Source organism: Pseudoalteromonas sp. 2CM39R (assembly GCF_023161845.1).
On sequence record NZ_JALNTM010000002.1, the window covers coordinates 139,800 to 163,451 of the forward strand.

Genomic DNA, 23,652 nt, shown 5'->3' on the forward strand with positions numbered 1-23,652 from the left:
ATTAATGATGAAAAAGTTGCTTTGTACGCTGTCCCTCGTTTTTAGCTTACCGCTTTGTGCCTACCAAACCGACACCCACATATTTAAGGGCAAAAAAACTGCCATCGAGAAACCTGTAACGGTGACATTACCTGATGGCTATCAGGACTCAAAAAAATACAATGTTATCTATGTATTACATGGCTACAGTGGCAATCACAGCGATTGGACTAAGCTGACAAACATTGATAAATTAGCAGACCAATATGATGTCATCATTGTTAATCCAGATGGCAATTATGGTTCGTGGTATCTCGATTCAGATATCAACAAAAGCTCTCAATACGAAACCTACATCGCAGACGATTTACTAAATTATATTGATTCTAAATATTCGACTAATCGGTCTAAAAGTGGTCGTGCAATCACCGGCTTATCTATGGGGGGATTTGGTGCTTTACATATTGCAATAAATCACCCAAACCAGTTTGCAGCAGTTTCAGGAATGTCTGCTGGGGTCGATGTTAGGCCGTTTAGTGCAGAGTTTGGCCTTGCAAAAGTACTCGGCAGTTATGCCGAAAACAAAGAAAAATGGGATAGCATAGCCATTATTAATAACCTTCATAAAATTGCTGCAGGCAATACGGCATGGAAAAAGGGCGCTGATACCTTACCTATTATGCTTGATATAGGCGTTGATGACTTTTTTATTGAGCAAAACAGAGCGCTACATCAAGCGATGTTGAAAATGCGCATCCGCCATGATTATGTAGAACGTCCGGGTATTCATGACTGGCACTATTGGAATAAAGTCATTGCCTATCAATTTTTATTTTTAACCTCACATATGGCGCCATAAAAGATGTTTCAACGTATTCTTGTGTTAATTGCTATCGGCTTTTTTGGTTTTATTGGTTGGGTTATCTATCTTGCCAATACTGGGCAAAAGTCGGTGTTTTTCGAACTCGTTGCGACAATTCCTTACGGTGATAAGTTGGGGCATTTTTGCTTATTTGGGTTACTCACGTTATTCATCAATCTTGCCTTTAAATTTAAAACAATGAACGTTGCTGGGCGGCCTATTTATTTAGCTGTGTTGATTGTTAGTACATTTGTGATTTTAGAAGAGCTAAGCCAGTATTTTGTAGAATCTCGAACGCTAGATTTTGTTGATTTAATCGCTGATTTTGCGGGTATTGCCGTATTCAGTGCTATTTCAGCTTGGCTTTGCAAAAAGTTATATCCAATTAAGGCTTAAACTTTCAGTGACTTGTTAGGTTTCGTCTATACTCAGTGTAGAACTAGCCTAAAAGTTGCGTATGAACATAGATACATCGGATTATTTGTCAGATATTATTGAGCTTCTACTCGATGCAGTATGTGTAGTTGATGCCAAAGGCACGTTACTTTTTACTAACCCTGCCTTTGAAACAATTTTCGGATACGCGCCAGAAGAAGCCATCAATAGAAACATGTTGGACTTTGTCTATCCAGAAGACAGAGCCAAAACCATCAATGCCATTAATCAAATTGTGGTCAATGATCAGCACCCACGATTTGAAAACCGCTGGGTTAGAAAAGATGGCAGAGTAGTGCATGTTTTGTGGTCTGTTTATTGGTCTAAAGAAAAACAAGTTAGAGTGGCTATTGCTTATGACATTACAGAGCAAAAAAAGCTCGAACAAAAACTGATTTATATGGCAGGGCACGACCCTCTGACCGATCTTCCCAACCGCAGTTTCTTAACCACCCAGCTCGAGGAATCATTGTCGATTGCGAACACCATTTCAACCGTGATTGCAGTACTGTTTATTGATATTGATGGCTTTAAGCAAGTTAATGATATTCATGGTCATGGCGCTGGCGACAAGCTCTTAAAAACCATTGCTATGCGTATTCGTCATGTCTTAAAAAAAGAAGACAGTGTAGGGCGCTTAGGGGGCGACGAATTTGTGGTGATCCTCAATAGCATTAAACACAAAAGAGACGTCATTGAATTGGTTGACGAATTAATAACCGAAATTTGCCAACCCTTAATTTATAACGATGCAGAGCTTATTTACTCGCCAAGTATTGGTGCCGTATTGTTCCCCGAGCATTATGGTGACGCAGAATATCTCATTCAGTGTGCCGATAAAGCCATGTACAAAGCAAAGTATGAAGGGGGTAATCGTATGGTGTTTTACAATGATGGAATAAAGTTACCCGGCGCTAAAAACACAGGGTAATTTATCTAAGACAATGCTGGTATATGGTTTCAACCTAATAATTTGTTTTCTAACTCATAACTATTGCGCGAAATGAAATATTAGTTAGCCTTGAATGATTCATTGAAGGAGTGAAACTATGTTTAAGCGTAAAATAATAACAACAACGGGTGCTTTGTTCAGCTCATCGCTGTTATTGATCTCGGCAGCTCATGCCACAACACCTCAACATAAAGATCAACAAGCTTTGCATGATATTGCAAATGCCGTTTCTAAAACACGTATAGAGCAAGATATTCAAACGCTGGTTGATTTTGGCACTCGTCATACTCTATCTGAGACGAAATCAAATTCGCGTGGTATTGGTGCCGCAAGACGTTGGATCAAGTCTGAGTTTGAGGCGATTTCTAAAGCCTGCGGTAACTGCCTAGAAATCATTGAAGTAAAAGACACTATTTCTGGTGAAAAGCGTATTCCAAATCCTGTTGAAGTTGTAAATATTGTGGCTATTCAGCGCGGTCAAGTTGATGCGGATCGTATGGTTATGATGTCGGGTGATATTGACTCGAGAGTGTCTGATGTAATGGACTATACCTCAGATGCGCCAGGGGCTAACGATAATGCATCTGGTGTGGCTGGCGTGCTGGAATCGGCGCGAGTTTTATCGAAGTATAAATTTAATGGCTCAATTGTTTATGCAGCTTTATCTGGTGAAGAGCAAGGCTTGTTTGGCGGTAAAATTTTAGCTAAATATGCACAAGAGCATAACTGGCGTGTTCATGGTGTTTTAAACAACGACATGATTGGTAATTCAACCGGTATTAATGGGGTAACAGATAACACAACTGCACGTATTTTTTCTGAAGGTACACGCGTTATTGAAACCAAAGAGCAAGCCCATAAACGCCGTTTTACAGGTGGTGAAGTTGACTCTGCAAGTCGTAACCTAGCGCGTTACATAGATACAATTGCAGATCGCTACATTGAGAATCTGGATACCATGTTGGTATATCGACTCGATCGTTTTGGTCGAGGAGGGCATCACCGTCCATTTAACGATGTTGGCTTTGCAGCTGTGCGTATAATGGAAACCAACGAAAACTATAATCAACAGCATCAAGACTTGCGTACTGAAAATGGTATTACTTACGGTGACACCATTGACCATGTAGATTTTGCCTATGCGGCAAAGTTAACGTCACTTAATGCAGTGACAATGGCTTCAATGGCATGGGCTCCAGCGCCACCAACGGGCGTAAGTATTTCAGGTGCAGTAAAGCCAAGTACAACATTAGCGTGGCATAAAAGCGATGATCCAACGGTGGTCAGTTATAAAATCTATTGGCGTTACACGAGTGAACCACAATGGCAATTTAGCCGCGATGTTGGCAATGTAACCGAAGCAACCCTAAAAAATGTTGTTATCGATAACTACTATTTTGGTGTTGCCGCTGTAAACAAAGACGGTATTGAATCACCGGTTGTATTTCCTGGTGATGTTGGCGCGTTTGAATGGCCAGACAAATCAACTAAATAGGAATTGTAAGGTCATAGCGGACACCACCCAGTTCGCTATGAGCTGCAGTAATATGCCAGTTATGGGCTTCGACAATTTGTTTTACTATCGCAAGCCCAATTCCTGAACCTGACTGTTTCACTGTTTTTAAGTCTGGCACTCTATAAAGGTGGTCAAAAATTTTTGCTAAACTCTCATCACTGACACCAGGGGCTGAATCTTCATAGCAGATTAAGAGCTGAGTTTGGTTTTGGCTAATCCTCAAATTAATCTTACCAGGGTGATTTGTGTACTTAAGCGAATTACTGATTAAGTTTGCAAATAACTGTGAAAGCCGTGTTGCATCGCACTCAAAGTTTAATTCATCAGCCACATTTTGTGTAAACCCCACTTCAAATTTATCAAGCTGGATTGCCATATCTGCGTGTAAGCTTTGGAAGTACTCCGCCGCATTAATTGTTGTTACGTTGAGCTGAAAGCTGCTTTGTTCTAAAAGTGAAATTTTATTTAAATCAGTCACTAAAGTTGCCATATCAGTGATTTTTTGGTTGAGCTTTTCGTATGTAAGCTCATTAAATTGAGTTAAGCCTGCTTGGAGCGTTTCAAGGTGTAAGCGCAACCCGGTTAATGGACCACTTAACTCGTGAGCAACTTGTGATAATAACTTACTACGTTGGCTGATTTGTTTATCCAGATAATTTCGGCGCTGTTCAATAAGCTGTTTTCTCTGTCTTATTCTTAATAAAGCAATGCCCATTACAGCTAAAAGCAGGCTAAATAATAAAATGCTGTATAAGATAGTTTGGCGTTGTGAGGCGATTGCTTGGCTTTTTTCATTGTCTTGGAGTTTTAAATCTTGAATGGCCAAATCGCGGTCGCGCATCGCAATGGAGTTTTGCAGCTCCGCTAAACGTTGATTGTAGTTGTTGCGGGCAAAGCCTTTTTCAAGCTCTGTAATAGTCCGTTGGTACGAAAGTGCTTGTTTATAATCTGCTTGTTGTTCTGCCACAGTGACCAAATGTTCTAGGGCTGTGATTTGCTTTTGCAGCTTATTTTTTTGGTTACTTAACTGGTAGGCTTGCTCAGCATAATGTTTAGCTTGTTCGTGCTCATTAGAGCCAATGTATAGCTTTGCTAATGTGAGTAATACATCAATATATAAGTGATCGTCTTGCTTGAGTTCAGTGATCACTTGTTTTTCAATGATTAATGCTTGGTCAGGTTTATCGATTTCGAGCAAATTTATCGCAATATTATGGTTTGCCCAGGCAGTATTTCGTGTGCTGTTATAACTTGCGAACACCTGTTGAGCCTCTTGTGCGTATTCAAGTGCTGCATTGTAGTTTTTTAGCCCATATTCGCATTGGGATAGTTTAACTAAACTATGTCCGATATCAGAAAGTGAACCCGTTTGCCTATCAAAACTAAGGGCTGTAATAAACTCGCTCTTTGCTTTTTCGTATTGTTCTAAATCTAAATAACTTTGGGCAATTGAATAACTTATGCCAGCTTGTAACGAGATAGATGGCGACATCTGTTGAATAACTTCACGGCGTTTTAGCTTATATTCTAGGGCAAGCGTTAAGCGGTCTAACTGTTCAAGATTACGCGAATAACCATGATAGAGCATTTCTTTTTGTTTTAAGGTTAATTCGCGATTGTTGTCGTGAATATAAACTTCAAGCAAGTTTAAGGCTGCTTGATAATCGCCAGCATTATGATAAGCACTGACAAGACTCGCCACGGCATCAATTTCATAATGGGTAAGTTGTAAGCGCTGAAATAGGGCGACATTTTGTTGCGATAAATAAATTGCGGTTTCTAAGTCACTTTTTCTATATGCCAACCGCGCTTTCGCTAGATACAACTCGCTGTAAATGGGGGAGTCTTTTTTGTATTTTGGGCCTGCTTCAAGTTCATCAATGATAGTTTGCGCTTGTTGAAATTGGCCGAGGTGTATGTGAACGTGAATTAATCTAACGTTATAACTTACTTGTTCTGCAAGGCTGGCAGACTCAATAAGCTTTTTATCGATGGCTTTTAAATAGTCATATCGTTTTTGGTAGTCACTGATTGTTCTGGCTTCATCAATGTTTTGTTGCAGTGTTGATGCAAAAGCACTGTTTATTGATAAGGCAAAGTACAGAATAACAGAGGCTTTAAGTTTCATAGTGGGGTTTATTATTATTTTTATTCCTAACTAGTCTAGCATGCCATTCTTTTAAGTGGGAATGATTTGCTTTTATAGCTAAAAAGAATTGCATTATGCAACTATGCCTCTTGCATCTTGCAAATACTCAGTCTGATTTTTCATAACACCTTGTTATAGCGTGAGTTATATTTTGGAATGGTTACTGCTTTGAGTAATAACACATCCACAGGAGAGTGTAATTATGAAAAGTAACATACCCGCTTACCTAATAACCGCACTTGCAACAGGTTTTGTTAGTGCAGCACCATTTGAACAGTGCCCAAGTAAAGCATTTTTGATTCAAGGTTCACCTGCGCAAATGTTTGGCGTTGACCTAGTATCTGCCAAAACCACCGTGCTTGCAGCGTCAATGGATTTTACAACAGAGGCGAATAACGACAGCGTAAATGCGGTTGGCTTTAATTATCAAGACCAGTACATGTATGGCTTTAGCAAACAAGCCCCCAGAAGTGTTGTACGTATTGGTGATGATTATGTTTTACAACGTTTAACTGTAAATGGTCTGCCAGATACCAATTTTTATGTTGGTGATATTCATGTGAATAGTGAAACTAATAAAGCGGTTTACTATTTATACCACCCTAGATTTGGTTTATATGGCATTGATTTAACTGAAGAGGCCGACGAGTACCAGGCTCAATTAGTTGCAGGCTCAGCAAACTGGAATTTAGCTATTTATGATTTTGCTTTTCATCCACATAGCAATCTTTTGTATGCAGTTGAGTCAAACGGCGACCTTTACGAAATCAACTTAGATAATCAGACACCCACTTTTATAGCAAACCTCGACATAGCCGGCGATACTGGCGCTAATGGTGCAGGTTATTTTGATGTACAAGGTCAATTTTATTTTAGTAATAACCGCAGCGGTAAAATCCACAAAGTAGATTTAAGCACCAGCCCTGTAGTTGGTTACACACCTACCGCAGCAGTTTTTACTTTAGGGCCAACATCGAATCAAAATGATGGTGCACGCTGTGCTATTGCAGAAGTAAAAGTCACTGATAACTCAATCGACTTTGGCGATGCACCTATGCCATATAAAACAGCACTTGCTGATAGTGGTGCCCGCCATCTGTTTGACCCTAATGAAGACCAATCAAATTTAGTTTATTTAGGAGCCGTTGTTGATGGTGAAAATATTAACACTCCTGCAGATTTACAGGCTTCACCCGTCGATAGCTCAGATGATGGTGTTAAATTTGTCACTGATTTTGTTGCAGGCTCTACCAGCCAGATAATTGTGACCGCTCCTAATGATAATGGTTATTTATATGCTTGGTTCGATTGGGATCAAAATTTCCAGTTTGATCCAGACGAAATCACAGTGAGTAAATACCGCTTAAATCAAGGTGATAACAGTGTGCTGGTTGATGTTCCGAGTGATGCTGTGATGGGAGCAACATGGGCACGCTTTCGTGTCACAGATGGCAGTGAAGCTAACCCAATTACCGCAAGTGGTGGGGTAACTGGCGGCGAAGTCGAGGATTACCCGGTAACAACATATGGAAGTTTGGTATACCCAAGTGAGAATGGCTGGGTAACCCTTGCGTATGAGGACCAATGGCCTTTTGCTGGTGATTATGACTTTAACGATTTAGTTGTGAATTACCGTACTACATTGATTGATAAAGAAGGCCAGGCCATTGGTTACAAAATAGAAGGGGAGTTGGTTGGAATTGGTGCTGATTTTCATAATGGCTTTGCAGTTCGTTTGTATCAAACGATAGCTGATGATGTTGATAAACGAGTATTAAGAAGTCAGATAGATACAAGTTCAATTAATTTAACGATAAATGGCGAAACACAATCACATTCTATATTAGAACAAGGGGTTGAAGATGCTATTTTCATTATCATGCCAGACACTTGGGATTATGCAGATAAGCAGTCAAGTTGTAGTTATTTTAGAACTGAAACAGGCTGTGATACCAACAGCAAAGTTTCGTTTAGTTTAACCGTTTCACTTCAAAGTGGAGTGACCACAATTGAAGCGCCAAAATATACTTTAGACCCATTTATTTTCGCGGCTCAAGATCACTACCATGGTGAGTTTTTAGTTGGACAAAACCCACGTGGTTGGGAAGTTCATATTAAGAATCAACAGCCAACCGAAAAATTCAATTCACAGTTATTTTCAATCATTGACTCTGATGATGCCAGTAATAGTGCTCAAAGTTATTATTTCCAAACTGAAACTGGTCTACCTTGGGCAATGGAGATTGGCAGTGCATGGGCGCATCCAAAAGAGAGTGTTGATATAACACATGCGTATAGTGACTTTAGAGCATTTGCTGAATCAGAGGGACGGGAAAAGCCGCTTTGGTTTAATAATGCAAAACTTGCAAATGTTATTCTACGAGGAGAATAGTCATGAAACATTATACTTTATTAATCATTAGCTTAATGTTATCTGCGTGTGGTGGCGGTGGAGAAGGTAGCTCTTCAACTGAAGCGGTAAGCACAACTGTTACGCAGACACCCACCACAAGCACGCCGCCACCAGAAACAACACCTCCTGACACGAGTGTAGAAACAGAGACAATGGCTGACCTAACGATTGCTCCTCAATTTGATTTAAGTAGCAAGATAGAGCTAAACATAGATGTTGATTTGAACATGGGTGATAGCAGAGCGTATTTAAATATCTGCTTGAAAGGCGATGATAATAAGGCTGATTACAATCAATGCTTATTGCGGGCACCTCTAAAACAAAGCAAATTAACGTCGACTGTGATGCTGGCAAATAGTGCCTTAGAGCTTGTGGCAGAAGTTTGGTTTTATGATTCTCAAAATGAACCACTGCGTTTTGAGTGGCAATATGATGGGGAGCAATCAGCGGTGTTCACTATTCGTTAAACATGAGTGATCGATATTATGTCTTAGTCAGTTTAATTCTAATAGACTGAATATTTTCAACAGCTTGAAAGAGGATTTTGTAATGCAATATATCGAAGAGGTACTGCAATCAGTTAAAGAGTCTAATCCAAATGAGCCTGAGTTTTATCAAGCTGTTGAAGAAGTGCTTTCATCAATAAATCAGGTAGTAGAAGGGAATAATGAATATCAACAGCAGGCAATTCTAGAGCGGTTAGTTGAGCCTGAAAGGCAAGCAATATTCAGGGTTCCTTGGCTTGATGATGACGGCAAAGTGCAAGTTAACCGTGGTTTTAGAATCGAATTCAGCTCGGCGCTTGGCCCTTATAAGGGGGGCTTGAGGTTCCATCCGAGTGTCAATCAAAGTGTGGTGAAGTTTTTAGGCTTTGAGCAAGTTTTGAAGAACGCACTCACAGGTTTGCCATTAGGAGGCGCTAAAGGCGGTGCTGACTTTAACCCTAAAGGAAAAAGTGACAATGAAATTATGCGTTTCTGTCAGTCATATATGACTGAACTCTATCGTCACATAGGTGCTAACACAGATGTTCCTGCTGGTGATATTGGCGTTGGGGCGAGAGAAATTGGTTATTTATTCGGTCAATATAAACGGATCACTAATCAATTTGAAGGGGTGTTAACTGGCAAGCCTGAGATTATGGGGGGGTCTTCACTGAGAACCGAAGCTACTGGCTATGGTGTTGCATATTTTTTAAGTGCCATGCTAGATGCTAAAGGCGACTCTTTAAGAGGTAAGCGATGCCTAGTTTCTGGTGCTGGTAACGTAGCATTGTATTTGATGGAAAAGCTTGACCAATACGATGCTGTTATTCTCAGCTGTAGTGATTCAAAAGGGACCTTGTATTGTAAAGATGGGCTTGATGTGGCTCTCGTAAAACACTTAAAAAATGAACGAGGTGCTGAGCTTAGGGATTATTTGAATGAACACAAAGATGCTGAGTTTACGCCAGTGAATCAATACCCTAGCGACGGACATCAAGTGTGGCGATATGAGGCAGATATTGCACTTCCTTGTGCAACTCAAAATGAAATTACCGAAAAAGATGCTGAAACTTTGGTTGAAAATGGCTGCTCTGTTGTATGCGAGGGTGCAAACATGCCGACCACAGCTGAAGCGTTAAAAGTGTTTAAAGACAACGAAGTATTTTTAGGGCCAAGTAAGGCTGCAAATGCTGGTGGAGTTGCTACCAGTCAATTTGAAATGGCTCAAAATGCCAGTATGCAAAAGTGGCGAGCTGAGCAAGTTGATGAGAAACTTCAACAAGTTATGAAGTCTATTTTCGATACAATTTCAGCTACCGCCAAGCAGTACTCTCATGAACACGACCTGGTGCTTGGTGCGAATATAGCGGGTTTTGATCGAGTTGCAGATGCTATGTTAAAACAGGGGGTTGTGTAACGAATTAAAGAGACATCCATTTTTATAAAAAGACACCCACTTTTGGTAGTTAAAAGCTAGATAGTAACTGCTTTTGGTTGAGTTCATCTATGTACAAATTATGTTTAGTTCTTTGTTGTTATTTAAATTTAAAAATTAGTTATTTAATTCTAGATGAAATTTAATTCAGTACGTAGAAATTTTCTATTTTTTAAAATAGATGAATAAAAGTAGTCATTGAAAATTTTTAAGTGTTTAGCAAAACAAAGCTTGGCTATTAGTTATTGAGCTTCTTCGTTTCCGTTTCATTTGATTTGTATACGCAGTTATAGCCTGCTCTTTACCCGCAGTATTTTTAAATGAGCGGGTAAATGAAGTGGTCAGTGTAATCCAGTTTTCAGTACAAATATCTAGTCTTTCAAGTATTGGTAACGCATCTTCTGGGATTTTCCCTGGCTTATCTTCTCGGATTGAGCGGCCTGTCCAATCTACAAGTTGCAGGTATGTTTTAAGCTCAAATGGTAGTCCTTTAGGCATATGTTTACGTGTTTTACCTGCAAAGCGCATAAGTGATTTTGGTTGCTTATTATTATGAGCTGCATTAATTCTAGATTTAATACTGGTGTAGTCAGATTGCTCAGGTAAATCAGCCGCTTTTGCTCTTACAGGGTTCAAATCAACATATGCAAGGCAAGCGGCAAGTGCTGCTTCATCAAGTAAAGCTTGTGATTTAAACCGACCTTCCCAAAATCGTCCTTTACACTCATCTTCTTGATTCGCTTTTCGTGCAATACTTTCATTAAGAGCTCGCATAAACCAACTAATACTGCTGAGCCGTTCTCTATATAAATTTATTCTGGTATTAACCGCAGAAAGCTCGGTTTGTGTTAGCAATTCGCCATTTAAGAATCGTTGGCATAGGAATGTACTTTTGAATAATTTGTGCCATCTAATAAGAATCGCTTTATTATTTAGACGCTTAGCTTTTGCTATATCAATGTGAAGTACTAGATGTGTGTGATTACTCATAACCGCATAGGCGCAAATATCAATACAAAATACCCGACCAAGTTGAAGTAGTTTGTTTTCAACCCAATCGCGCCGGTGTTCATATGAACGACCCGTTAGTGGATCTTTTCCGCACAAATAAGCGCGACGAACGCAACGTGAAATGCAGTGATAATAAGGCGTGTTTGAAATACTAATTAAGTTTCTACGTGGGGTTGCCATGCTCTTCTCCTCCATGAGTTGAACAATTTAAGTTTAGTCATAATTTTGTGAAGTGAGAAATTTTAAGTTGGGTGTCTTTTTAAATTTATTCTTTAGATATGAAGCTTGGTTAACTCCTTAAATTAATATGGGTGTCTTAATAAATTAAAAAGCTCAGCGGTGCTGAGCTTGGTTGAAATTTTTTGGGGGGCAAGTAAATGATTACGAGAAGGCTTTTTCGCTTAGGAGTTCTTGCATTTGTTCGCGCATTTTAAATTTTTGAAGTTTGCCTGTCACTGTCATAGGGTATTCTTCAACAAAGCGGATGTGCTTTGGTACTTTGAAGTAGGCTAGTTTATCTTTTAAGAAATCACGAATGTCATTTTCATCAAGCACTGCATCATCTTTAGGTTGGATCCAGGCACATACTTCTTCGCCGTATTTTTCATCGCTAATACCAAATATAGCCGCATCTTGAATACCAGGGTAGGTGTAGAGAACTTCTTCTATTTCTCTTGGATAGATGTTTTCACCACCGCGGATGATCATGTCTTTTATTCGGCCAACAATAGCAACAAAGCCATCTTCGTCCATCACACCTAAGTCACCAGAATGTAACCAACCGTCTTGATCAATTGTTGCTTTCGTTTTCTCTTCATCATTCCAATAGCAGCGCATAATTCCAGCACCACGACTACATACTTCACCCGGTATGCCAACTTTTTGAATATCACCCAGCTCGTCGATAATCTTAACTTCAGTATGGGCTAATGCACGGCCCACTGTGGTAACTTGTTTTTCGAGAGGCGAGTTTGTTTCGGTCACGTTATTGATAGGGCTACACTCAGTTTGGCCATAACCAATTACAACTTCTTTCATATGCATTAATGAGTGAACTTTACGCATAACTTGCTCGGGGCAGGTTGAGCCGGCCATCACGCCTGTTCGTAGGCTAGATAAGTCATAGTTTGCAAAATTTTTAAGCTCTAACTCGGCGATAAACATAGTTGGAACACCATGCAGGCCTGTACAGCGTTCCCTTTCAACAACTTCTAGGGTTGTTTTAGGGTCGAATGAATCACCCGGAAAAACTGCGGTAGCACCTTTACTTATACATACTAAATTGCCAAGCACCATACCAAAGCAGTGATATAAAGGTATCGGAATACAGAGTTTATCTTCATGTGTCAGCTTCATCGCTTGCGCCATCAAAAATCCGTTATTGAGGATGTTTTTATGAGATAAGGTCGCTCCTTTTGGGTTACCCGTAGTACCAGAGGTAAATTGAATATTGATATCTTGGTCACAATGTAAAGTGGCCGAAATAGCATCAAGCTCTAGCTTATGGGCATCTGTTGCGCGCTGCATGATATCGCTAAAGCTAAACATGCCAGCAGTAGGCTCATCACCAATACGAATTATATTTTTTAGGTGTGGCAGGGCGTTTAAATTTAATTTACCTGCTTGTGAATCTTTAAGTTCCGGTGCGAGCTCATTGAGCATGTTTATATAATTACTGGCTTTAAATTCACTTGCTGTTATAAGTGTTGAACACTCAACACTATTGAGTGCGTATTTTAATTCGCTTGGTCGATATGCAGGGTTAATGCATACCATGATTGCACCAATTTTAGCTGTAGCAAATTGAGTTAAACACCATTCGATATTATTGGGTGACCAAATACCAACCCGATCGCCAGGTTTTACGCCAAGTGATAATAACCCCATTGCTAACTGGTTAATCTGCTGCTGGTATTGTCTATAGGTTAATCGGATCTGTTGATGATGAACCACAATTGCGGGGTGATCAGGGTAATTGTCGACAATGTTATCAAGGTATTGTCCAATTGTTTGTTCTATCAATGGAATGTCTGTACGGCCTTGATAATAGCTTTGAGTGAGTGGAAGCGCATTGATGTGTGTGTTCTTTGTCTGCATTGTATTCTCCGTGTCCGGTTAATTTGTTGTCATGGACTTGATGCAAAAGAATTGAAACAATCATTTAGGATGATTTCAAAACATGCGTACCTGATTAACTAAACATAGATTGTCGACAAAGAAAAGCTTTATAAGACTAATGTACAGAGTGTAATTTTAATAATGCAGAATAAAGAATGGGTTTTGCGGTATAAAAAAACGTGCCGTAGCACGTTCTTTTAAGAATAAGCAGCAATTAAGCTTTTGGCTCATCTTGCTTATAAGTTTTACGCATGATGTACACGTAAGCACTAATGAATGCGTTTTCTTGGAATTTTTTCAGGCCTGTGTCTTCAAAATCAATAGGCACTGGGTTGCGCTTAAGCTGCTCTTTGATTTCAGTCGCAGATAAAACTTGCACATCTAAGCGCTCGATTAACTGAATAGCCGTTTCCATTTTGAAACCTTTAGCACTACCAGCGAATTTACCTTTAGCTTGGCGCTCTTTGATTGCTACAGAGTCAATTTGGTAATCTTCCATTAATTTTTTGAAATCAAATTGGAATTTACGCATTACTTCTGTGTCATTACCGTTACCTAAGGTAAAACGTGTTTGTCTGACATCACGGATATCAAATACGTCATTGTCTTTGGTTAAAATACACAGTAGTACGTCGCTACCTGTAATTTCTACACCGCATGTTCTCATGGTCATTCTCTAAATAACTTAATTTGCGCAATTATAGCAAGTAACGTTATGAAAAACAGTTGCTTTAAAAATGAATTTTTATAGCGATAACACTATGGTCACTTACACTAATGTCTTCGGTCAGTTGTGTAGGGGAAATATGCTTGTCATAACTTTCATAGTCGAGCGCTTTCACCTTTGAAACTTGGCAATCGGGATTAAAATGTGCAGAAGCAAGAATATAATCTAGTACATTACCTTTACCTTGGTAATAATGGCTAAAGGGTTTGTTTTTCTTATCATAAAACGAGCGGCTAAACTCGTAGCTGTCGGTGAGGCCAACAACGGGTTCGTTATGTTCTATGCAGGGCTCACAGCGTGTAGGATGAAATCCTTGTGTCATAAACGATAAAGTAGGGCTAGTAAGTACATCGTTAAAGTCACCCATAACGAGCGTTGCACATTGCTTTTCGCGTTGGGTTTTTAGCGCATCATAATAAACAATAGATGCTTCCAATGAACGCGATATTTGAGACTGCATGGTACCCACAGTCTGGTGTAACAACTGTAGCAACGGATCTTCAAGGTTATGAATATTAAGAATATGCGCCATTGATTGCACACGTTGTGACTTAAAGTGAACAACATAAAAGCAGACTTCACCAAAATCAGGTAAATCAATCATACATTTAATCGGGGTGCGGTTAAATTTGAACTCATTTTGATTGTTTAAGTACTCAAGTAATTCAGGGCATGGTGTCAATGCATCGGCCGATTTAAACGGGTATTTACTGGCAATGGCAACCACAGGATTGAATAACACTTGCGGATAAAGGCTATCATGGGACGGGCTATCGACCGTTTTAAAATAATCATAGCCTGCTTCTTTGCATTGCACTTCTAGAGCATGCTGACTAAACACTTCTTGAAACGCCACCACATCAGGGTTTGCCTCATTTAAGAAATTAGCTACAAACAATTGTTTTTGCTGCCATTGCGTATTGTTATAGCGTTCATGTAATTGGTAAAACGAATAGGGTGGCGCGGTATAATTTAATAAGTTAAACGTTGCAAATTTGAACGTACGCGTGTTTGGCATCTTCATCACCCTAAAAGTACTGACTCACTAAGTATGAAATGACTTAACTAATTGTCAATTTAGTCTTCTAACTACTTGTATTTGAGAGCGTGAGCGGCGACAATAGCTGCTTGTATTTGCGAAGACTCAGTAAATACAAGCTTAAATAGCAATGCTTATTCGTAAAAGCGTTGCAGAGTTACATAAAATTTTTTTAAAAAATATTACATGTGATGCATTGTAGGCATCACCACTGTATTAAGGATTTATAATGCCAGTTATTACCCTCCCTGACGGCAGTCAGCGTAGTTTTGAAAACCCAGTAAGCACATTTGACGTAGCAAGCGATATCGGTCCAGGCCTTGCCAAGGCAACAATTGCAGGCCGTGTTAATGGTACTCGTGTTGATGCATGTGACTTAATCACTGAAGATGCGCGTTTAGAAATTATCACAGCAAAAGATGATGATGGTTTAGAGATTATCCGTCACTCATGTGCGCACCTTATTGGTCATGCAGTTAAGCAGCTTTTCCCTGAAGCAAAAATGGCAATCGGTCCGACCATCGATAACGGTTTCTATTACGATATCGATATGGAACACTCTTTAAGCCAAGATGATTTAGATGCTATCGAAAAGCGCATGCTTGAGCTTGCTAAAACAAACTACGACGTTGTTAAAAAGACCGTAAGCTGGCAAGAAGCACGCGATACTTTTGAAGCGCGTGGTGAAACATATAAAATGGAAATCCTAGACGAGAACATCGCGAAAGATGATCGTCCAGGCTTATACCATCACGAAGAATACATCGACATGTGTCGTGGCCCACACGTACCAAACATGAAGTTCTGTCAACATTTCAAAATCATGAAAGTGGCAGGTGCATATTGGCGCGGTGATTCTGAAAACAAGATGCTGCAACGTATCTACGGCACTGCATGGGCAGATAAAAAGCAACTTAAAGCGTATTTAAAACGTTTAGAAGAAGCTGAAAAACGTGATCACCGTCGTATTGGTAAAGCGCTTGATTTATGGCACTGGCAAGAAGAAGCACCAGGCATGGTGTTTTGGCACAACGATGGTTGGAGCATTTACCGTGAACTAGAAGACTTCGTTCGTGAAAAACTACGTGAGTACGATTACGAAGAAGTTAAAGGCCCATTAATGATGGACCGTGGGTTATGGGAAAAATCAGGTCACTGGGACAAATACGCAGATGCGATGTTCACAACTGAATCTGAAAAGCGTGAATACGCAATCAAACCAATGAACTGCCCAGGTCACGTACAAATCTTTAACCAAGGTTTAAAATCATACCGTGATCTTCCATTACGTATGGCTGAGTTTGGTTGTTGTCACCGTAACGAACCATCAGGTGCATTACACGGCTTAATGCGTGTACGTGGCTTTACTCAAGATGATGCGCATATCTTCTGTACTGAAGAGCAAATCATGGATGAAGTTTCTGCATGTATCAAAATGGTTTACGACACATACGAAACGTTTGGCTTTGAGAAGATCGTTGTAAAACTATCTACTCGTCCAGAAAAACGTATCGGTGAAGACGAAATGTGGGATAAAGCTGAGCTTGCACTAGCTGATGCATTAAAAGCAAACGACATTGAGTTTGATTACCTACCAGGTGAAGGTGCATTCTACGGCCCTAAGATTGAGTTTACACTTTATGACTGTTTAGACCGTGCATGGCAATGTGGTACTGTACAGCTAGACTTTGCATTACCAGGTCGTTTAGGTGCAACTTATGTTGCTGAAAATAACGAACGTCGTACACCAGTTATGATCCACCGCGCAATTTTAGGTTCAATTGAGCGTTTCATCGGTATTTTAACTGAAGAATACGCTGGTTTGTTCCCAACGTGGCTTGCTCCTAAGCAAGTTGTGATTATGAACATCACGGATAAACAAGCAGATTATGTGCAAGAAATTGTACAAAAATTAAATAAACTTGGAATTAGAGCCGCTGCTGACTTGAGAAATGAGAAGATTGGCTTTAAAATCCGTGAACATACGTTAAAACGTATTCCATATTTACTTGTTGTTGGCGATAAAGAAGTTGAACAACAAGAAGTGGCAGTACGCACTCGCACAGGTGAAGACCTAGGCAAATTTAATGTTGATGATTTCGTTGCTAAAGTAAGCGAAGAAATTAAAAATCGACAATAAATCATGAGCGTGTAGGGCAAAACAAACAGCCAACTACACGCTTTTTATTTTATATTCTTGGAGGATCGTACCATTAGAGGCGGCAAGAAAGGGCAACAAACAGCTCAAAAAAATCGTATCAACGAAGATATTACAGCTAAAGAAGTTCGTTTAATTGGCATCGACGGCGAGCAAGCTGGCATCGTGTCATTAAAAGAGGCGCAAGCTATCGCTGATGATGCGGGTGTAGATCTTGTAGAAATCAGTCCTAATGCTGAGCCACCTGTTTGTAAGGTTATGGACTACGGTAAGTTCATCTTTGAAAAAAGCAAAGAACTAAAAGAACAAAAGAAAAAGCAAAAGCAAATCCAGGTTAAAGAAATCAAATTCCGTCCAGGTACGGATGAAGGTGACTACCAGGTTAAGCTACGCAACTTACGCAAGTTCTTAGAAGCGGGTGATAAAGCTAAAATCACTATCCGTTTCCGTGGTCGTGAAATGGCTCACCAAGAAATTGGTATCGAATTATTAAACCGTGTTAAAACTGATTTGGAAGATGTTTCACAAGTTGAATCATTCCCTAATCGTGTTGAAGGTCGCCAGATGGTTATGATGATGGCACCTATTGCTAAAAAGCAATAAACAGGGTATATTACGCACCGATTTTATTTCAGGTCTGCAAGTAACAGTTTACTGTTCACCTGAAATAACCGGTTATAAGTAAGGTTGCACTGCTTTTTTTTGTAGTGAGCCTTCACCGGATTATGGCAGTAAGTTAGGCCTTAAAAGTAGAGCTATTTTTATATCTCTCGCCTGCTTGCTAATTTTTAAGCAATACATTTGGAGTTATTGCAATGGCTTACAAGCTAAAAACTCACAGAGGCGCGGCTAAGCGTTTCAAGAAAACTGCTTCTGGCGGTTTCAAGCGTAAACAAGCGCATCTTCGTCACATTCTGACTAAGAAAACTTCTAAGCGTAAATTACACTTACGTCCTAAGATGATGGTTCATAAGAATGACCATGGTCTAGTTTCACGTATGTTACCATTCGCTTAATAGGAGTCTTCAGAAATGGCAAGAGTTAAACGCGGTGTTATCGCACGTGCACGTCACAAAAAAGTTTTAAAGCAAGCTAAAGGTTACTACGGAGCACGTTCACGTGTTTACCGCGTAGCTTTCCAGGCAGTTACTAAAGCGGGTCAATACGCTTACCGTGACCGTCGTGCTAAGAAACGTACTTTCCGTCAACTTTGGATTGCACGTATCAATGCAGCAGCTCGTCAAAACGGTCTTTCATACAGCCGTTTTATCAATGGTCTTAAAAAGACTTCTGTAGAAATCGATCGTAAGATCCTTGCAGATATCGCTGTTTATGACCAAGTTGCATTCGCAGCGCTTGTTGCAAAAGCAAAAGAAGGCCTAGCGGCTTAATTTCGCTTTTCATAAAGTTTAAAAAGGAGCCTAGTGCTCCTTTTTTTGATCTTAATTAATATTCATAACTAACAACGATTTTGCATAGCGTATGTCGTTTGCTCCATTTTTTTGTTGAATCACCGCAGTTTACGCAATCCATTCAGATTAGTTGTTATAATTTCCCCAATATAGAATAAGTACCGCACTTGAGAGTGATATGTTTGCGAGTTTAGTGTTTTTATCTGCTGCAGTAACTTTAGACAGCCACTTACCCCCATTGTTGCCATGGCAAGGCGATAGTGTGTCTTTAATGCAAGAAAAAGGACCTTTAACCACAGATTTTGAATTAAGCGAAGGCACTTTATCGCCTGATTATGCAGACACTATGGCGTTCGTAGATCGCCTTGTTGCCGCAAACCCAACACAATTCAAAGTAACGACAATTGCAACAAGCAGTGCGGGTCGTGCGGTTAAGATGTTAGTGGCGAATGAGCAAGGTTTGTTTGATGCCAAACAACTTGTTGCTGATACAAAACCAACCATCTTTATTCAAGCAGGCATTCACAGTGGTGAAATTGATGGCAAAGACGCCATGTTTATGTTGCTACGCGATATTGCAACAGGTAAACGCCGCGATATTCTTAGCAAAGTCAATATTCTGTTTATTCCTATTTTAAACGTTGATGGTCACGAGCGTAGTAGCCAATACAACCGTATTAATCAGCGTGGCCCGGTAGAAATGGGCTTTCGAACGAATGGTCTAAATTTAAATTTAAATCGTGATTACACTAAGCTTGATACACCCGAAGTACGCGGTGTGATGCAGGTTATTAATCAATTTAAGCCAGATTTATACGTGGATGTCCATGTAACCGATGGCGCTGATTACCAATATGACGTGACCTATGGTTATAATCCGGTTTTTTCGAGTGAATCACCAAGTGTGTCACAAGCGTTAGATAATCTGTTTAAACCTGTTATTGATGCCAAACTTGAAAAAGCAGGGCATATTCCTGGTCCACTGGTGTTTGTAATGGACAAGCGCGAATTTAAAAAAGGTTTAGCAGGTTGGGTGGCAACACCACGTTTTTCAAATGGCTGGGGTGATTTACGTTCATTACCAACAATCTTAGTAGAGAACCACTCTTTAAAACCTTATAAGCAGCGCGTATTAGGTACTTATGTATTTATTGATGGTGCCATTGACGCCTTAGCTGAAAACGATAAAGCCCTTAATCAAGCGGTTCAAAAAGAGCTCGATTTCAAACCGACACAATTAGTTGTTGAACGCGGTTATGCTAAAGAGCCAGATACCATAGAATTTAAAGGGATCGCTTATTCAAGAACTGAAAGCGCATTGTCTGGGCAACCTGAAGTTAAATATTTAGGTGAAGCTAAAAACTATGACGCATTACCGGTTTTTTGGCAAAAAGAAGTTAAAAAGACCGTTAACGTTCCTGCTGCGTTTTATATCCCGCCGGCGTACAGCCAATTGGTAAGTAAGCTTAAATTACACGGCGTAGAGGTAACGACAGTGAATGGTTTTGCTTCTGAGCCATTAACGCAAGCAAGCGTTGCTGATTACTCATTTGCAAAAGCACCTTTTGAAGGACGTTTTCGTGTAGAGGCGACATTTGATTACAACACCATAGAAAATGTCGATATGACCGGCTGGTACAAAGTCTCAACTGAGCAGCCATACTCAGAACTGGCTACACACTTACTACACCCAGAAGCGCCAGATTCATTCTTTGCTTGGGGTGAGTTTAATACTATTTTTCAGCGTACTGAATACGTTGAGAATTACGCTTTAATGCCTTATGCACGACAAATGCTTAAAGAAAAACCTGCATTGGCTTTAGAGTTCGATAAAAAAATTCGTGAAGATAAAAACTTTGCAAAAGATGCTGATGCTCGCTTGCATTGGCTCTATGAGCGAACACCGTTTTATGATCAAGGCTATTTAAAATACCCAATTTTAATGGCGTTTGAGCAGTTACAAAAAGGACAATAACATGAAAGTGATTGCTGTTCCTGTTACTGGCTTTGCGCAAAATTGCCGCATTATCATTTGTGAGCAAACGAATAAAGCGGCCTTGGTTGACCCTGGTGGCGATGCAGAAAAACTTCAAGCAGAACTTGCTGCTTTAAATTGCCAATTAGAGGCAATTTATTTAACACATGGCCACTTAGACCACGTGGGCGCTGCAAAGCAACTCGCAGAGCATTTTAGCGTTGATATCATTGGCCCACATTTAGATGATAAATTTTGGTTTGATGCCTTGCCAATGCAAGCGCAAATGTTTGGTTTTGCACCAATTACACCATTTTATCCAACGAAGTGGCTAAGTCATGGCGATACAATCGCAGTGGGTGAACTTGAATTATCTGTACGCCATTGCCCAGGGCATACGCCTGGTCATGTTGTTTTTTACCACCAAGGTTCAGAACAGGTGATAGTGGGTGACGTGATTTTTCAAGGCTCTGTTGGTCGTACTGACTTTCCAAAAGGGGATAGTGCGCAATTAATCGAATCAATTAAGTCTGAGATTTTATCATTCTCTGATGAAGTTGCTATTTTGCCAGGCCACGGTCCGAATACCACCGTAGGGCATGAGCGAAAAACAAATCCATTTATTAGCGGACGTTTTGGTTAATGCCAACGCGTAACATCAGTTAAGTAGTTTGTAAGTGGAACGGTATAAAATTGCAATTTTTTTGCATAAATAGTAGAAAATAGGCAGACTGATTTTTAAATCAGTTATATAATTTAACCAGTATTTTTACAGAAAAAGAAATAAAATGTCTCTGAACCAAGTAGATCGCCAAATTTTGGCATTATTACAGCAGGATGCTAGCTTATCTACGGCAGAAATTGCCGATAAAGTTGGTTTATCTCAATCTCCATGTTGGCGTCGTATTGCTAAGCTTGAGCAAGATGGCTATATCAAAGGTAAAGTTGCTTTGCTTGATGAGAAAAAGCTTGGCTTTGATATGTTGGTCTATGCCCATGTTCGTCTTTCTAACCACGGTAGAACGAACCTAGCTGAGTTTGAGCGTTTAATTATGAGCTATGATGAAGTTACCGAGTGTTACAGCATGGCGGGTACCATGGACTTCATGCTTCGAATTATTTCTAAAGGTATTGAAGGTTATGAGCAGTTTGTTCGTGATAACCTACTAAACCTTGAGTTTGTTCAAGAAGTTCACTCAAACGTGACCATGACATGCGTTAAGCGTAGTACGTCTTTACCTCTTTAATCTTTTTCTACTACGTTTTATTTTTTCGAAAACGGTTAGTGCTTTTAGGTACTAGCCGTTTTGTTGTTAATAATTGTTAACTTTTGCGGATTTTGCTAGAATTCTGCGCCTTGCCGAAATGCATTCACTATAAAGAGGATCTTAATGTTTAACTTACTCAGCAAAGCGCCAAGCTCTGCTAAAAACGATATTCTATCAGGCTTGACCGTTGCGTTGGCATTGGTACCAGAAGCGGTTGCGTTTGCTTTTGTTGCTAATGTTGAGCCTTTGGTTGGCTTATATGCCGCATTTATTGTTGGCTTAATTACGGCTATTTTTGGTGGTCGTCCAGGTATGATTTCTGGTGCTACCGGTGCACTAGCCGTTGTAATGGTAAGTTTAGTTTTAGATCATGGTGTAGAGTATTTATTTGCTACCGTCTTATTGATGGGGATACTGCAAGTACTCGCAGGTATCTTCAAGCTCGGCAAGTTTATTCGCATGGTTCCGCACCCGGTAATGTTGGGCTTTGTAAATGGTCTTGCGATTGTTATTTTCTTAGCTCAACTTGGGCAATTTAAAGTACCAGACGGTATGGGCGGCCAACAGTGGATGGAAGGGCAAGCACTTTATATTATGCTTGGCTTAGTGGCGCTAACTATGGCTATTATTCATTTCTTACCTAAGCTAACCACTGCTGTACCTTCATCGTTAGCTGCCATTGTTACTGTAACAGCGATTGTGATTGGTTTTGATTTAGAAGCGCGCACTGTACTTGATTTCTTAAAAGGAATGACAGGCAATGAGCAAGCAACCATTGCCGGTGGCTTGCCGGAGTTCCATATTCCTATGGTGCCATTTAATCTTGAAACATTAAAAATTATCTTCCCTTACGCTTTAGTTTTAGCGGCGATTGGTTTAATTGAATCGCTATTAACACTGACCTTAATTGACGAAATTACTGAAACCCGTGGTCACAGTAACAAAGAATGTATTGGTCAAGGCGCTGCAAATATTACCTGTGGTTTCTTCGGTGCAATGGGTGGTTGTGCGATGATTGGTCAATCTATGATCAATATTAATTCAGGTGGTCGCTCACGTTTATCTGGTATTAGTGCAGCATTAATACTGCTAGCATTCATTATTTTTGCAGCCAGCCTCATTGAGATGATCCCACTTGCTGCCTTAGTTGGCGTTATGTTCATGGTTGTACTTGGTACATTCGAGTGGGCAAGCTTCAAAATGATGAAGCGTGTGCCTAAGTCTGATGCTTTTGTTATCGTGCTTGTTTCAGGCGTAACCGTAGCAACAGATCTTGCGATCGCGGTATGTGTGGGTGTGATTGTTTCGGCTTTAGTTTTTGCTTGGCAGCATGCGAAACACATTTACACAAGCAATTACATCGATGAGCAAGGCTCTAAAGTGTATGAGCTTCATGGTCCTTTATTCTTTGGTTCGGTTAAGAACTTTGCCGAGCTATTTGATGTTAAAAATGACCCAGAAGACGTGATCATTGAATTCAAACATAGCCGTGTTGCTGATCACAGTGCGATTGAAGCGATTGACAGTCTTGCAGACAAATACGCAAAAGTGGGTAAGAAACTGCATTTACGTCATTTAAGCCCTGATTGTATTCAACTTTTACACAATGCGCGTGATTTAGTTGAAGTGAATGTGATTGAAGATCCAAATTATAAAGTGGCTTCAGATAAACTAGCTTAAAAATAAAGCAGAGAAAAAGCGAAGGCTGTTGTGGCCTT

The 23,652-nt window shown here is 40.0% G+C and carries 20 protein-coding genes; 15 read left to right on the forward strand and 5 right to left on the reverse strand.

What is annotated here, in order from left to right:
• Positions 1–7: 7 nt before the first annotated feature.
• The 4 genes from MTF66_RS04690 to MTF66_RS04705 all read left to right on the forward strand — a co-directional run bounded on the left by MTF66_RS04690 (position 8) and on the right by MTF66_RS04705 (position 3,723).
• Positions 8–838, forward strand: coding sequence for an alpha/beta hydrolase family protein (locus MTF66_RS04690; protein ID WP_248526569.1), 831 nt, complete (start codon positions 8–10; stop codon positions 836–838).
• Between the two features lie 3 nt (positions 839–841).
• Entirely contained in the window at positions 842–1,237 is a 396-nt protein-coding gene (locus MTF66_RS04695) for a VanZ family protein (protein ID WP_058584930.1), read from the forward strand.
• 61 nt (positions 1,238–1,298) lie between these two features.
• Positions 1,299–2,207: a GGDEF domain-containing protein gene (locus MTF66_RS04700; protein WP_248526570.1), complete on the forward strand. Its 909-nt coding sequence runs from the start codon at positions 1,299–1,301 to the stop codon at positions 2,205–2,207.
• A gap of 118 nt (positions 2,208–2,325) precedes the next feature.
• The gene (locus tag MTF66_RS04705; RefSeq protein ID WP_248526571.1) at positions 2,326–3,723 is read left to right on the forward strand and encodes a M28 family metallopeptidase; all 1,398 of its coding nucleotides are present in this window, start codon (positions 2,326–2,328) and stop codon (positions 3,721–3,723) included.
• On the opposite strand, the gene MTF66_RS04710 is transcribed toward MTF66_RS04705, so the two are convergent.
• Positions 3,716–5,872 (reverse strand): ATP-binding protein, encoded by a 2,157-nt coding sequence (locus MTF66_RS04710; protein ID WP_248526572.1) that lies wholly within the window; start codon positions 5,870–5,872, stop codon positions 3,716–3,718. The two genes, MTF66_RS04705 and MTF66_RS04710, sit on opposite strands and share 8 nt — an antisense overlap.
• 223 nt (positions 5,873–6,095) lie before the next feature.
• Between MTF66_RS04710 and MTF66_RS04715 the strand changes: the two genes are divergently transcribed.
• The 3 genes from MTF66_RS04715 (at position 6,096) to gdhA (ending at position 10,208) form a co-directional block, all read left to right on the forward strand.
• On the forward strand, positions 6,096–8,285 hold the full coding sequence (locus tag MTF66_RS04715) for an LruC domain-containing protein (RefSeq protein ID WP_248526573.1): 2,190 nt from the start codon (positions 6,096–6,098) through the stop codon (positions 8,283–8,285).
• 2 nt (positions 8,286–8,287) lie between these two features.
• A complete protein-coding gene (locus MTF66_RS04720; RefSeq protein ID WP_248526574.1) occupies positions 8,288–8,773 on the forward strand; it encodes a hypothetical protein in 486 nt (161 codons plus the stop codon).
• A gap of 82 nt (positions 8,774–8,855) precedes the next feature.
• Entirely contained in the window at positions 8,856–10,208 is a 1,353-nt protein-coding gene (gene gdhA / locus MTF66_RS04725) for an NADP-specific glutamate dehydrogenase (RefSeq protein ID WP_248526575.1), read from the forward strand.
• A 234-nt stretch (positions 10,209–10,442) separates the two neighbouring features.
• Here gdhA and MTF66_RS04730 read toward each other — a convergent pair whose 3' ends face one another.
• The 4 genes from MTF66_RS04730 to MTF66_RS04745 all read right to left on the reverse strand — a co-directional run bounded on the left by MTF66_RS04730 (position 10,443) and on the right by MTF66_RS04745 (position 15,100).
• Positions 10,443–11,417: a transposase gene (locus MTF66_RS04730; RefSeq protein ID WP_248526576.1), complete on the reverse strand. Its 975-nt coding sequence runs from the start codon at positions 11,415–11,417 to the stop codon at positions 10,443–10,445.
• Positions 11,418–11,618: 201 nt separating this feature from the next.
• Entirely contained in the window at positions 11,619–13,334 is a 1,716-nt protein-coding gene (locus MTF66_RS04735; protein WP_248526577.1) for an AMP-binding protein, read from the reverse strand.
• A gap of 235 nt (positions 13,335–13,569) precedes the next feature.
• A complete protein-coding gene (locus tag MTF66_RS04740; protein ID WP_054561405.1) occupies positions 13,570–14,022 on the reverse strand; it encodes a DUF3010 family protein in 453 nt (150 codons plus the stop codon).
• A gap of 64 nt (positions 14,023–14,086) precedes the next feature.
• Positions 14,087–15,100, reverse strand: a complete 1,014-nt coding sequence (locus MTF66_RS04745; RefSeq protein ID WP_058584951.1) for an endonuclease/exonuclease/phosphatase family protein — start codon at positions 15,098–15,100, stop codon at positions 14,087–14,089.
• A gap of 250 nt (positions 15,101–15,350) precedes the next feature.
• Between MTF66_RS04745 and thrS the strand changes: the two genes are divergently transcribed.
• The 8 genes from thrS to MTF66_RS04785 all read left to right on the forward strand — a co-directional run bounded on the left by thrS (position 15,351) and on the right by MTF66_RS04785 (position 23,614).
• Positions 15,351–17,261 carry a threonine--tRNA ligase gene (gene thrS, locus MTF66_RS04750; protein WP_248526578.1) on the forward strand — a complete coding sequence of 637 codons (1,911 nt, stop codon included), beginning with the start codon at positions 15,351–15,353 and terminating at the stop codon, positions 17,259–17,261.
• Between the two features lie 57 nt (positions 17,262–17,318).
• Positions 17,319–17,882, forward strand: a complete 564-nt coding sequence (gene infC, locus MTF66_RS04755) for a translation initiation factor IF-3 (protein WP_082401559.1) — start codon at positions 17,319–17,321, stop codon at positions 17,880–17,882.
• Between the two features lie 212 nt (positions 17,883–18,094).
• Positions 18,095–18,295, forward strand: a complete 201-nt coding sequence (rpmI, locus tag MTF66_RS04760) for a 50S ribosomal protein L35 (protein WP_054554888.1) — start codon at positions 18,095–18,097, stop codon at positions 18,293–18,295.
• A 15-nt stretch (positions 18,296–18,310) separates the two neighbouring features.
• Positions 18,311–18,670 (forward strand): 50S ribosomal protein L20, encoded by a 360-nt coding sequence (gene rplT / locus MTF66_RS04765; RefSeq protein ID WP_036968189.1) that lies wholly within the window; start codon positions 18,311–18,313, stop codon positions 18,668–18,670.
• Between the two features lie 199 nt (positions 18,671–18,869).
• Positions 18,870–20,666 (forward strand): M14 family metallopeptidase, encoded by a 1,797-nt coding sequence (locus tag MTF66_RS04770; protein ID WP_248526579.1) that lies wholly within the window; start codon positions 18,870–18,872, stop codon positions 20,664–20,666.
• A 1-nt stretch (position 20,667) separates the two neighbouring features.
• Positions 20,668–21,309: an MBL fold metallo-hydrolase gene (locus tag MTF66_RS04775; protein ID WP_248526580.1), complete on the forward strand. Its 642-nt coding sequence runs from the start codon at positions 20,668–20,670 to the stop codon at positions 21,307–21,309.
• A gap of 145 nt (positions 21,310–21,454) precedes the next feature.
• A complete protein-coding gene (locus tag MTF66_RS04780; RefSeq protein WP_036968198.1) occupies positions 21,455–21,913 on the forward strand; it encodes an Lrp/AsnC family transcriptional regulator in 459 nt (152 codons plus the stop codon).
• Positions 21,914–22,057: 144 nt separating this feature from the next.
• Positions 22,058–23,614 (forward strand): SulP family inorganic anion transporter, encoded by a 1,557-nt coding sequence (locus MTF66_RS04785; RefSeq protein ID WP_217874134.1) that lies wholly within the window; start codon positions 22,058–22,060, stop codon positions 23,612–23,614.
• The last annotated feature ends 38 nt before the right edge of the window (positions 23,615–23,652 follow it).

What these genes read in the sequence shown, in the direction of transcription:
- MTF66_RS04690 (WP_248526569.1), top strand. Translation starts at nt 8, where the DNA reads ATGAAAAAGTTGCTTTGTACGCTGTCCCTCGTTTTTAGCTTACCGCTT.
- MTF66_RS04695 (WP_058584930.1), top strand. Translation starts at nt 842, where the DNA reads ATGTTTCAACGTATTCTTGTGTTAATTGCTATCGGCTTTTTTGGTTTT.
- MTF66_RS04700 (WP_248526570.1), top strand. Translation starts at nt 1,299, where the DNA reads ATGAACATAGATACATCGGATTATTTGTCAGATATTATTGAGCTTCTA.
- MTF66_RS04705 (WP_248526571.1), top strand. Translation starts at nt 2,326, where the DNA reads ATGTTTAAGCGTAAAATAATAACAACAACGGGTGCTTTGTTCAGCTCA.
- MTF66_RS04710 (WP_248526572.1), bottom strand. Translation starts at nt 5,872, where the DNA reads ATGAAACTTAAAGCCTCTGTTATTCTGTACTTTGCCTTATCAATAAAC.
- MTF66_RS04715 (WP_248526573.1), top strand. Translation starts at nt 6,096, where the DNA reads ATGAAAAGTAACATACCCGCTTACCTAATAACCGCACTTGCAACAGGT.
- MTF66_RS04720 (WP_248526574.1), top strand. Translation starts at nt 8,288, where the DNA reads ATGAAACATTATACTTTATTAATCATTAGCTTAATGTTATCTGCGTGT.
- gdhA (WP_248526575.1), top strand. Translation starts at nt 8,856, where the DNA reads ATGCAATATATCGAAGAGGTACTGCAATCAGTTAAAGAGTCTAATCCA.
- MTF66_RS04730 (WP_248526576.1), bottom strand. Translation starts at nt 11,417, where the DNA reads ATGGCAACCCCACGTAGAAACTTAATTAGTATTTCAAACACGCCTTAT.
- MTF66_RS04735 (WP_248526577.1), bottom strand. Translation starts at nt 13,334, where the DNA reads ATGCAGACAAAGAACACACACATCAATGCGCTTCCACTCACTCAAAGC.
- MTF66_RS04740 (WP_054561405.1), bottom strand. Translation starts at nt 14,022, where the DNA reads ATGAGAACATGCGGTGTAGAAATTACAGGTAGCGACGTACTACTGTGT.
- MTF66_RS04745 (WP_058584951.1), bottom strand. Translation starts at nt 15,100, where the DNA reads ATGCCAAACACGCGTACGTTCAAATTTGCAACGTTTAACTTATTAAAT.
- thrS (WP_248526578.1), top strand. Translation starts at nt 15,351, where the DNA reads ATGCCAGTTATTACCCTCCCTGACGGCAGTCAGCGTAGTTTTGAAAAC.
- rpmI (WP_054554888.1), top strand. Translation starts at nt 18,095, where the DNA reads ATGGCTTACAAGCTAAAAACTCACAGAGGCGCGGCTAAGCGTTTCAAG.
- rplT (WP_036968189.1), top strand. Translation starts at nt 18,311, where the DNA reads ATGGCAAGAGTTAAACGCGGTGTTATCGCACGTGCACGTCACAAAAAA.
- MTF66_RS04770 (WP_248526579.1), top strand. Translation starts at nt 18,870, where the DNA reads ATGTTTGCGAGTTTAGTGTTTTTATCTGCTGCAGTAACTTTAGACAGC.
- MTF66_RS04775 (WP_248526580.1), top strand. Translation starts at nt 20,668, where the DNA reads ATGAAAGTGATTGCTGTTCCTGTTACTGGCTTTGCGCAAAATTGCCGC.
- MTF66_RS04780 (WP_036968198.1), top strand. Translation starts at nt 21,455, where the DNA reads ATGTCTCTGAACCAAGTAGATCGCCAAATTTTGGCATTATTACAGCAG.
- MTF66_RS04785 (WP_217874134.1), top strand. Translation starts at nt 22,058, where the DNA reads ATGTTTAACTTACTCAGCAAAGCGCCAAGCTCTGCTAAAAACGATATT.